Annotated in this window: 7 protein-coding genes; 4 read left to right on the top strand and 3 right to left on the bottom strand. The window is 56.2% G+C overall.

What is annotated here, in order from left to right; genetic code table 11:
- Positions 1–9: 9 nt before the first annotated feature.
- From ACYQ15_RS11045 to ACYQ15_RS11030, 4 genes are all read left to right on the top strand, one after another.
- Positions 10–1,221 (top strand): zinc-dependent alcohol dehydrogenase, encoded by a 1,212-nt coding sequence (locus ACYQ15_RS11045; RefSeq protein ID WP_459937567.1) that lies wholly within the window; start codon positions 10–12, stop codon positions 1,219–1,221.
- A 208-nt stretch (positions 1,222–1,429) separates the two neighbouring features.
- Positions 1,430–2,284: an SDR family oxidoreductase gene (locus tag ACYQ15_RS11040; RefSeq protein ID WP_459937566.1), complete on the top strand. Its 855-nt coding sequence runs from the start codon at positions 1,430–1,432 to the stop codon at positions 2,282–2,284.
- Positions 2,285–2,342: 58 nt separating this feature from the next.
- Positions 2,343–2,597 carry a DUF7218 family protein gene (locus tag ACYQ15_RS11035; RefSeq protein WP_459937565.1) on the top strand — a complete coding sequence of 85 codons (255 nt, stop codon included), beginning with the start codon at positions 2,343–2,345 and terminating at the stop codon, positions 2,595–2,597.
- A gap of 28 nt (positions 2,598–2,625) precedes the next feature.
- Complete coding sequence (locus tag ACYQ15_RS11030; protein WP_459937564.1) at positions 2,626–4,413, top strand: coiled-coil domain-containing protein; 1,788 nt, start codon at positions 2,626–2,628, stop codon at positions 4,411–4,413.
- A 515-nt stretch (positions 4,414–4,928) separates the two neighbouring features.
- Here ACYQ15_RS11030 and ACYQ15_RS11025 read toward each other — a convergent pair.
- From ACYQ15_RS11025 to ACYQ15_RS11015, 3 genes are all read right to left on the bottom strand, one after another.
- Positions 4,929–6,071 (bottom strand): site-2 protease family protein, encoded by a 1,143-nt coding sequence (locus ACYQ15_RS11025; protein WP_459937563.1) that lies wholly within the window; start codon positions 6,069–6,071, stop codon positions 4,929–4,931.
- Positions 6,072–6,084: 13 nt separating this feature from the next.
- A complete protein-coding gene (locus ACYQ15_RS11020; protein ID WP_459937562.1) occupies positions 6,085–9,225 on the bottom strand; it encodes an ATP-binding protein in 3,141 nt (1,046 codons plus the stop codon).
- Positions 9,226–9,660: 435 nt separating this feature from the next.
- Positions 9,661–10,902 (bottom strand): DEAD/DEAH box helicase, encoded by a 1,242-nt coding sequence (locus ACYQ15_RS11015; protein WP_459937561.1) that lies wholly within the window; start codon positions 10,900–10,902, stop codon positions 9,661–9,663.
- Positions 10,903–10,939: the final 37 nt, after the last annotated feature.

Genomic DNA, 10,939 nt, shown 5'->3' with positions numbered 1-10,939 from the left:
GGAGGAAAAATGAAAGCGCTGGTATGGCACGGCAAACGGGATGTCCGGGTGGATAACGTACCGGATCCCAAGATCATCGAGGACACGGACGCCGTGATCCGCGTCACCACCACGGCGATTTGCGGATCTGACCTGCATCTCTACGAAGTCCTCGGAGCGTTCATGACACCGGGGGACATCATGGGCCACGAACCCATGGGTTATGTGGAGGAGGTCGGCAAAGGGGTTTCCCACATCAAGCCCGGAGACCGGGTGGTCATTCCCTTCAACATCAGTTGCGGCACGTGCTTCATGTGTGACCAAGGCCTGCAGTCGCAATGCGAAACCACGCAGGTTCGGGATCAGGGCGCCGGGGCCGCGATCTACGGATATTCCAAGCTGTATGGCCAGGTGGCCGGAGGCCAGGCCGAGTACCTGCGCGTTCCGCAGGCTCATTACGGTCCGATCAAGGTTCCGGAAGGTCCACCCGATGAGACGTTCATCTATCTGGCGGACGTCCTGCCCACGGCCTGGCAGGCCGTGGAGTACGCCAACATCCCCAGGGGCGGCACCGTTGTCGTTTTCGGAATGGGCCCCATCGGCCAGATGTGCGCCCGGATCGCCAGAGTGCAAGGAGCACGGGTGATCGGCGTGGATCTTATTCCGCAGAGATTGAAAATGGCGCGCCGGCATTTTGTGGAGGTCCTCAACCTCAACGACCACAAGGACATTGCCGAAACCATCAGGGAAATGACGTCCGGACGCGGACCGGATTCGGTGATTGATGCCGTAGGCATGGAGTCGCATGGAGCGCCAATGGGAAAGCTGGCCCAGCAGATGACCTCCATGCTGCCCAACACAATGGCCGAAACGATGATGAAAAAGGCCGGCGTGGACAGGCTGAGCGCCTTGTACGCCAGCATCGACACGGTGCGCCGTGGCGGGACTGTTTCCGTCATCGGCGTGTACGGCGGCACGGCAGATCCATTGCCCATGCTGAAACTGTTCGACAAGCAGATCCAGTTGCGCATGGGCCAGGCCAACGTCAAACGCTGGGTCAGCGACATCATGCCCTATTTGACGGATGAGAAAGATCCCCTGGGCGTCCACCATCTCGCCACCCACACTCTGCCGCTGGATGATGGTCCCAGGGGGTACGAGATGTTCCAGAAGAAATGGGATGGAGTCGTCAAGGTGCTTTTGAAGCCATGGACAACACCAGATCGTGTTCCTTTGGCGTAATCGCGGTGATGCATCAGAATACACTGCTGTTGCCGAATGTGGCATTGCTGTCGATGTCGGTATCCGGATCGGATCGGTATCAGGTCGGAAGCAAGGCCGTGCGGAGGGAGTTTCAACGTTCCCGAAACCGATACCGACCCCGACCCCGATTGTCGGAGGCAGGCCACATCCCTGCTGAATAGTTAAATTTTTAACAAGGAGAGCGACAATGAACAGCGAAGGAATGCCCAAACAGAAGCAGGAGAAACAACCCGGAGTACGGCATGAGATGGATCCCGTGCCGCAGGACGAGAATCCGAACTATCGACCAAGCGACAAACTCAAGGGAAAGGTTGCGCTGATCACCGGTGGCGACAGCGGCATCGGGCGGGCCACCGCCATCCTCTTTGCCAAGGAAGGTTGCGACGTATCCATTGTCTATCTGGATGAACACCAGGACGCGAGAGAGACATGCGAGAAGATCGAAAAAATCGGGAGAAAATGCATGCTCTTGGCCGGAGACGTCGGCGATCCGGAGTTTTGTCGCCAGACTGTTGAAAAAACCGTCAACGAGTTCGGCAAGCTGGACATCCTGATCAACAACGCCGCGGAACAGCACCTGTGCGACAGCCTGCTCGACATCAGCGACGAGCAGATGGAGCGCACTTTCAGGACGAACATCTTTTCGATGTTCTACCTGACCAAGGCGGTCCTGCCTCACCTCAAGGAAGGTGCGACAATCATCAACGACACGTCCATCGTCGCCTATCAGGGGCACCCGAAGCTTATCGATTACGCCTGCACCAAGGGCGCGATTCTGGCGTTCACCCGCTCCCTTTCCTCGAGCCTGATCGGGAAGGGCATCCGAGTCAATGCCGTGGCACCGGGCCCCATCTGGACCCCGCTGATCCCGGCCAGCTTCACCGAGGAAAAAACCGCGAAGCATGGCTTGAGTTCGCCGATGCAACGCGTGGGACAGCCCTACGAGGTCGCCACGTGCTTTCTGTTCCTTGCTTCCGAGGATTCATCCTACATCAGCGGCCAGACCCTGCACCCCAACGGCGGATCCATTGTCAACGGGTGACGACCGTGAAGCATATCAACGAAAACATACCCCCATCGAAAATGAAAAGGAGTCCGAAATGGCAAAAGACCATGGCCCACAAATCAAGGACGATGAGCAATACGAAGCATTGCGGTCCCAGGGTATGGGCAAGGAGAAGGCAGCCCGAATCGCGAACACTCCGCGCTCAGAAGCAGGCAAACGCGGCGGCGCAGCCACGCGTTACGAGGACAGGACCAAGAAGGAACTCTACCAGCGGGCCAAGGAACTCGGCATTCCACGCATTTCCGGCCTGACCAAGGAAGAGTTGATCGAAACATTGCGTAGTCGTTGAAGGCTACATACACACGGGAGATATTCCAATGAAACGCATTATCACCATAACCTTGCTTGTCCTCTGCGGGGTCAGCATTCCGGCCATGGCCCAGGATGTGGTCTCCATCTATCAGCTTACGGCGTCCAACTTTTTCGTGGCCGTGGTCGCCGGCGTGGTTCTCGCCGCGGCATTTCAGCTGTTCCTGACCAACCTTTCCGCCGCGGCCGGTCTCTCTGCGGCCAAGGTCATGACCGCGGATTCCGACGACAGGAAATCAAAAAAAGAGGAGAAGAGCGGACATGGTTCCGATAAGAATCCTCATGGTCCGACCGCCTTCTCGGACTATGCCGACGGCGTGCACACCACCATGCGGCAGGTCAGCACCGGGTTCGGCGTCATGACCATGATCACCGCGAGCATTTCCCTTTTCCTGGCCACATGGCTGGCCCTGGCGATCATCAGTCCCTTGAACGCCATGTATGCCGTGGGCGTGGCTCTGGTCATCTGGGGGTTGTCCTACCTGATCACGTTCATGCTGGAACTGCGCATCGGCACGACCATGATCGGGGCTATTGCCAAAATGGCCAGGCAAGGCTTTCAGTCCGTTGCCCAGGCCGGAACACAGCTCATGCAAAGGTCCGAAGGACGCCGTTACGAGGATCAGGCCCGCTCGATCACCAAAGCCGTCCATTCCGAACTCTTCGGCCACATCGACCTCCAGCAGCAGATCAAGGATTACATCAACGAACTCAAACGCGAAGCTTCGCCCCGCATGTTTCGCGACGAACTCGAAAATCTGATCAATGAACTGCGGATCGAGGAATACGTCAGTCCTGACGGCGGACCCGGCGGCACTCCGGAAATCATCCGTCAGATCCGCACCTCCGGCAAGCGCATGAGCCGAGAAGAAGCCAAAAGTGCCGCCTCACGGTTACGGGATATTGCGGCACGGACCAAGGAGGAAACCCATTCCGACAAGCCGCGTCACGAAAAGGCGGCGGACAGCGCATTGCGGGCCATGGGACTCAGCCATGAGGAAGCGGAGCAAACGCGCAAGAAATTCGAGGAGTTCCTGCGCAGCACCGGCAAGGAACAGCTCGATCCCGACGGCATTAAGCGCGACCTGGAGAAGCTCTTCCAGGACCGATCCGAAGGGGCAGACGCCCTGTCACGCCGGCTCTCCTCCATCGACCGGGATACCGTCGAGACGCTCATTGCCAAGCGCCAGGACATGAGCAAGGACGAGGTCCATCAGTATGTGGATAGAATCTGGGGGGTTGTGGAAAACTATACCGGCAAGGCGCGACAGCGCACCTCAGACATGCAGACAGAAATGCAGGGAGACAAGTTTACCGGTAGGACGATAGACATGGATGAAGGTAAAACAGGTGCGGTATCAAATAAGGAACGGATCCTGAACCGCATAGAGGAGTACATCGCGTCGCTGGAACGCCCGAATCTGGACGCCGAAGCCATTCGCCACGACCTGGAACTCATGTTCAGCGACCCGCGCTTCGCGGCCGAGGATCTCTACCATCGGGCAAAGGGTCTGAACAGGCAGGATGTCCTGGCCATTGTGACCAGCAGCCGCTATGTTTCCGAGGAAGATGTGGACAAGATGGTGGACCAGATCATGAAGATCCGGGACGAGACCGTGATCCGCGTCGAGCGGATGAAGCTGGAAGTCAAGAACCGCGTCGAACAGGCGCGGCAGGAAGTCATCCATCAGGCTGACGAGATGCGCAAAACCGCCGCCAACGCGACATGGTGGGTGTTCATCACTGCGACGGCCAGCGGTGTGGCGGCGATCTTCGGCGGATTATTGGCCGCATGAGGCGTCAAGGGAAGATGAAGAAATCGAACCGCCTGCTTTCGTTGGTTGAAGGACAAAGGACGCCGGGAAGATTTTTTTCCGCTCCCTGGATATGTATTCCTGCGAACCCGGCACCTTGAGGGAGCGGGCGGTTCATGATGATTGAATTATCCATAACCTCAGCTCACCCTCTATGGACACAGGAGTGGAATGGATACTCGCCTGCACGAGTATGACTGCCTTGGTAACGGCATTGAAAAACAAGTCATTCCCGCGAAGGCGGGAATCCAGATCACGCTTGCCACAAGTTAGTAACCTTTTTCTGCTTTGGAAGCTGAATTATGAATTATTGTATTTATTCATCTTTTCCGTAGATGGTCATAATTCTGCACTGGATTCCGGCTTTCGCCGGAATGACTTGTTGCAGAAACTGTTTTCATGTTCATTCATGCCGGTGAACGCGGCATCCAGTCCGAAGGATTTCGGCTGAGCTGAAAAATTTCGAAATCTCAGCGAGGTGAATCTCGCCTGAGCCGTCACTCCAACCCCCTATCCCCCTGCAGTTCCATTCGGGCGGTCAGGTAGCCCAGGATGTCCTTCAAGGAGATGATTCCCAGCAGTCGCTCGTTTTCCATGACCATCATCCGGCTCAGACCTGTGGCGTTCATGGTCCGCAGCACCTCGGCCACGTCTTCGTCAGGCCCCACGCTGTTGCTCACGGAACAGGGGATCATGATCTCCCGAACCTGGGTTCGCGGCCATTCCTCTCTTCCCAGTTCCCCCACCTGTTTGGTGGTGATGCATCCTTCAACGCGATCCTTTCCGTCCTGCACCGGAAAGAACTTGTGATGATAACGATAAACATAGTCTTCCACCATCTCCTGCAATGATATGGAACTGGGAATGGTCACCGGGTTTTTCATGAGGGTCCGGACCCGCTCCCCGGCGAGAGCGTGTTTCACGGCCAGCTGCTGGTAGGAATTGCGGGCCGCATAGCGGATAAACATGCCGATCAGGGAGTACCAGAGTCCGCCGACGATGTTTCCGGTGAGGATATTCAATAAACCGAGGCCGATCAGCACAAGTCCGAAGACCATGCCGAAATTGGTGGAAATCCTGGTGGCCCAGCGCTGATCCTTCTTGATGCTCCAAAGCACGGACCGCAGAATCCGTCCGCCATCCATGGGAAAGGCCGGAATCAGATTGAAGATCGCCAGAATCAGATTGATCAGGGCCACATACATGAACACGCTGCTCACGGCCTCATCCATGCCGAACCGAAAGCCGAAATCGTAGACAAGGTAGAACACCAGCGCCAGAAACAGGCTGGCCGCGGGACCGGCAATGGCAATCCAGAACTCACTTTTCGGCGACTTCGGTTCCTGGGGCATCTCGGCAACGCCGCCGAAAATGAAAAGAGTGATGCCGCTGACCTCCACCCCGAATTTTCGTGCGACCATGGAATGCCAGAACTCATGGAACAGGATCGAAAAAAACAGGCCCAGGGCCCCGACCACGGCCAGCTTCCAGTAATCCAGCGGCTCCAGCCCCTCGATGACATGGGGAAAAAAGCCCACGGCCAGGGACCATGTGACCAGGGCGGCAATGATGATCCAACTGGGATCGACCTTGAACTGAAAGCCGAACACCTTGAACAGCTTGATACCTTTTCCAAACATGGGACACCTTCCTTTATGATTTCTGTTCAGAAAACTGATCAGAAATGGTCTTTCCCGGGGCAAACTCGATTTGCAACACTTCCCTGACCTGGGCGAAACAGGCTTCCATTTCCGGCAGCAAGCCTGCAGCCTGCGAAAGGTTGCCATTGTCGGCGGTCTGTTCCAACTTGTCCACGATTTGGCTCAAGCCGGTGCAACCCATGCTCTGGGCACTGCCCTTCAATTTATGGGCGATTTTTTTGACGGATGCGGCATCGCTTCCTTGGAAAGCCTTGCGCAGGCTGCTCAACTGTTCGGGAACGTCGGCAAGAAATATTTTCGTCATTTTGCGTGCCAATTCGAGATCATGGTCAATCCGACGCAACAGATCCCTACGGTCAAATACAGTTGCATCCACAGCGGATAAATTCTCCCATTCATCGGCGTCGGCACGTTTCGGCATAATTGAGTCATTTGAACCTTCTGTTCGTTCAGGATTTTTCAGAAGTTTTGGATCTGGCAGCCACTTTTCCAAGATGTTCGCCAAAGTTGTTGGATGAAGGGGCTTGGTCAGGTAATCGTTCATTCCGGCCTTGATGCAGACTTCACGATCGCCCTGCATCGCATGGGCTGTGAGCGCAATCACGGGGATTCCAATGTTTTCGGGGTGCAGGGATTGAAAATCCGAGCTTCGCATTGCGTCCGCAGGCCCTCGGTCATGCTCTCCCGTTTCAAGCACCCTGATGCGCTTCACGGCCTCCAGCCCGTCCATGACCGGCATCTGGAGGTCCATAAGCACCAGATCATAAGGCTGTTTGGCCAGGGCATCGAGAGCCTCTCGGCCGTTGACCGCGACATCCGCCCGGTATCCCAGACGTTCCAGAATCTTCAGGGCAACAAGCTGATTGACCTGGTTGTCCTCGGCCAGCAGGATTCGTTTTTTCCCCTGGCCCGAAGCTTTTTCAGATATTGGTCGAAGCGAGGCGATCTTCGGTACCTTGCTTGTGCTGTCGGAATCCGCATGGGGAGTTCGCGTGGAAGCCGCTTCACCCAAAACAATGGTAAAACTGAACGTGCTCCCCTGCCCGAGAGTGCTCTCCGCCTCCATGGTTCCGCCCATCATTTCCACCAGCCGCTTGGAGATTGGCAATCCCAGGCCGGTGCCGCCATAGTTGCGGGTAGTGGAGGCATCCACCTGATGAAATGGTTCAAATATCGCGGGAAGCATTTCTTGGGGAATCCCGATCCCGGTGTCTCTGACCGTGAATCGAAGCAAATAGCGTTCCCGAAGCTTTTGTTCCAGAGTGACAATGGTCTCCACCTCGCCGACGGAGGTGAACTTGATGGCATTGCCCCAGAGATTCAAGAGTATCTGGCGCAGCCGGGTAGGGTCTCCCCGGAGATGTTTCGGAATTTCCCTGGCTATCCGGAAACTCATTCTCAAGCCTTTTTCTGCGGCCCTGCGCTCCAAGAGATGAGTTGTCTCGTTCATGATTTTTCGCAAATCAAAATCCAATTCCTCCAGGCTCAGTTTGTCGGCCTCAACCTTTGAGAGATCCAGAATGTCGTTGATCAGCGCCAGCAGGCTTTCACCACTGGTCTTGATGCCTTCCGCAAAGGAGCGCTGTTCCTCCGTCAGCTCCGTATCCAACAGCAACCCGGTCATGCCGATGACGCCGTTCATGGGCGTTCTGATCTCGTGGCTCATGTTCGCCAGGAATTGGCTCTTGGCAACATTCGCCGCCTGCGCGGCCACGGCCATACGCCTGGTTTGCTCAACGGATTCTTCGAGTTGTCGATTGCTGCGCTCCAATTCCTCTTGCGCTTTTCGGCGCTCGGTGATGTCGTAATTTATACCTAAGGCCCGGACTGCATTCCCCAGGGCATCCCGACTGACGAAACCGGAACCTGCAAGGTACCGGACAGCCTGATCTTCCGGCCCCGATCCCTGACACATGATCCGGAATTCCAGGGAAAAGGCGCTGCCGTCGTCCAATGCGGAACGGAAAATCTCCGTCGCCTGTTCCACGTCATCAGGGTGAACCCTACGGCTCCAATCATCAAAGGAACCGGAGAAATCCTCACGTTGAATTTCAAACAGGCGCAACATTTGATCATCCCATTCCAGGCGATCGTCCTTGGCCGAATAATCCCAAATTCCGATGCCCGTGCCACTTGTCGCCAGTGCCAGTCTTTCCTGGCTTTCCTGCAAGGCAAGCTCGGCATTTTTTCGATCCGTGACGTCCATGTCGTACTGGATCACCTGGACGACCTCTCCCAAATCATTGAACACCGGGTGCGCATGCACGTCCACGATACGGTCATTGCCCTGCCGGTCATGGTGGAGGTGCTCCACGACCGTTGGTTGTCCGGTTCGCTTGACGATCCGCACCGGGCAGGGGTGCCCCATGTCCATGCAAGGAACATCAGAACCATGGGCCAATGAATGGCAGGTCATGCCTTCCTGGGGTATCCCCCCGGCCATGGCCGCCTTGTTGGCGAGTTCGATGGTGTAGGTGTTGGCGTTGACGACGTAGAAAGGATAATCCAGGGAGTTGATGACGGTGTTCAAAAAGCCGACCTGGTCATTCAGAGCCCGCACGGCCTGTTTTCGACGTCGTGAAAGATGAACGAGCCAGCCGATGATCGCCAGAAGTACGCCAAAAGCCAGGGCCAGCACCCACATGAAAATGCGTGTCCGCTGCTCCACGGATTGCGCCAGCATTCTCTCCGCGGTGATATCCTGCACAATGGAGAAGAGAACGGTTTCGTCGCCATACTGGATCGGCCAGGAAGTCACTTCAACAGTTCGGGTTTCTCCGTCCGCCAGGCGATGTTCAAAGACAAAGTAGTTGCGCTCCTGGCGGGTTGCAGCCTCCATCTCTCTGCGGATCTCTTCGGGAGAAAATATGTTGATCTGCTGGATGGACATGGATCGCAGTTGCGCTCGGGAGTACCCGTAGAAGTCCGATGCGGCTTCATTGGCATCGATGATCTCGCCGGTTTGCTCCTCGATGAGCAGCATGATCGATCCGTGCCTGACGAACATTTCATAACCAAAGGAAGGGAATCCGGTCTGTTTTTTTTCATCGGCGAAAACCATCGGCTGCATGCAGATCAAGAGCAAAATGATACCCAGTATCCATCGCCAAAATTTCCGTGTCTGTTTCATCATTATCCCAGGCTCGTGGCCCTGAACGTTCCTCGCAAAATATCACACAACACAACATCCCAATAATAACAACTGAATCAATGAATGGAAGTGACGATCTCCACGCCGCCACTTGTCGCTATTCTGCCGAAAAAGCACTAACCCCCATCGTAACTAGTCAGCACATACTCTATTGTTGACTTGCCGGCACTGGATCCGGCTTTCGCCGGAATGACATATCGTGCCACGTCCTTCCCCAGTTTAGTCATGCCGACGAAGGCTGGTATCCAGCCCCGTTTTTCTCGGATGAACTGAGTAGTTACACCCATCTCCCGGAGCTCATAAGCAGTTGCCGACAGAAGCCGAACACATTGAGTATCTACAAAAAAAAGCCCCGACTTTCGCCGAGGCTTTGCATTCATCGACAAAAAGCCGAACAAAACGCTTATGGGACCGGGATTATACGGCTCTTCGCTCTGAACGGCCACGGGACCTGTCGGTGCGGCCATGCACAGGGCGTGCGGAGCGGGGTCGGCCGGCTTCGCGTTCTCGTTCCGGTTCGACCCGCCCTGGAGCCTCGTAATCGAACCCTTCCAGGGTCCTGCGTTCAATGCGGCCGCCGAATTTGCGCTCGATGGCGCGAACCTGTTCATCGTCGTCTCGGCAGATCAGAGAGAGGGCTTCCCCGGTCTGCTGGGCCCGGCCCGTGCGTCCGATGCGATGGGTGTAGCATTCCGTGGTGTCCGGGATGTCGAAGTTGATTACATGGCTGATTCGGAGACAATCAATGCCCCGGGAGGCGATGTCCGTAGCCACCATGATCTTGTATTTGCCTGAGCGCAGTCCGGCCATGGCCTCCTGACGCCGATTCTGGGACATGTTTCCCTGCAGGAAGGTGGCGGCCCAGCCCTTGTTCTCCAGCTTTTTGGCCAATGATTTGGCCTTGTGCTTGGTCCTGGTGAAAATGAGCATGGTTTCGTGTTCCGTGGTGCGCAGCAGCTCTTCCAGCAATTGGGCCTTGAGATGCGCCGGAACGGGGTAGAATGCCTGGGAAATAGCCGGCGCCTGCCCGGTTGTTTCGGCTTTCACCTCCACAGGATGATGCAAATACTCCCGAGTCAATTTGCGGATCTCTTCCGGCATGGTTGCGGAAAAAAGCATGGTTTGGCGCTGTCGGGGAAGGCGGGAAACGATCCGGCGAATATCCGGAGCAAAACCCATGTCCAGCATCCGATCCGCCTCGTCCAACACCAGGGTATCCACCCTCGACAGATCCACCAGTCCCTGATTCATCAGGTCCAGCAAACGACCAGGGCAGGCCACAACGATAGTGGCCTGACGCAGGTTCTTGACTTGAGGATTCTGCCCCACGCCGCCGAAAACCGCTGCGCTGCGCAAGCCGGTTTCGCCGCCCAGTTCCACAAAATTCTCATGAATCTGCAGGGCCAGTTCCCGGGTCGGCGCCAGCACCAGAACGCGCACGGGACCGCGCTTGGGCGCGTCCAGGTTCAACAATTTCTGCAGAATCGGGAGTGCGAAGGCTGCTGTCTTGCCGGTACCAGTCTGCGCCAGCCCCAGGACGTCTCGTCCTGCGAGCAGCGGTGGAATCGCCTGTTCCTGAATGGGTGTCGGCACAAGGTAACCGGCTCGAGACACGCCCGCCATGATGCGCTTGTCCAGCGCAAAGGAATCAAAATTCATTAAATCTCCTGAAGTGTATTCGCAGAATGGCGTGATC

It is taken from the genome of Desulfonatronum parangueonense (genome assembly GCF_054656975.1).
This window is presented reverse-complemented; position numbering and strand designations above follow the sequence as displayed.

What these genes read in the sequence shown, in the direction of transcription:
- ACYQ15_RS11045 (WP_459937567.1), top strand. Translation starts at nt 10, where the DNA reads ATGAAAGCGCTGGTATGGCACGGCAAACGGGATGTCCGGGTGGATAAC.
- ACYQ15_RS11040 (WP_459937566.1), top strand. Translation starts at nt 1,430, where the DNA reads ATGAACAGCGAAGGAATGCCCAAACAGAAGCAGGAGAAACAACCCGGA.
- ACYQ15_RS11035 (WP_459937565.1), top strand. Translation starts at nt 2,343, where the DNA reads ATGGCAAAAGACCATGGCCCACAAATCAAGGACGATGAGCAATACGAA.
- ACYQ15_RS11030 (WP_459937564.1), top strand. Translation starts at nt 2,626, where the DNA reads ATGAAACGCATTATCACCATAACCTTGCTTGTCCTCTGCGGGGTCAGC.
- ACYQ15_RS11025 (WP_459937563.1), bottom strand. Translation starts at nt 6,071, where the DNA reads ATGTTTGGAAAAGGTATCAAGCTGTTCAAGGTGTTCGGCTTTCAGTTC.
- ACYQ15_RS11020 (WP_459937562.1), bottom strand. Translation starts at nt 9,225, where the DNA reads ATGATGAAACAGACACGGAAATTTTGGCGATGGATACTGGGTATCATT.
- ACYQ15_RS11015 (WP_459937561.1), bottom strand. Translation starts at nt 10,902, where the DNA reads ATGAATTTTGATTCCTTTGCGCTGGACAAGCGCATCATGGCGGGCGTG.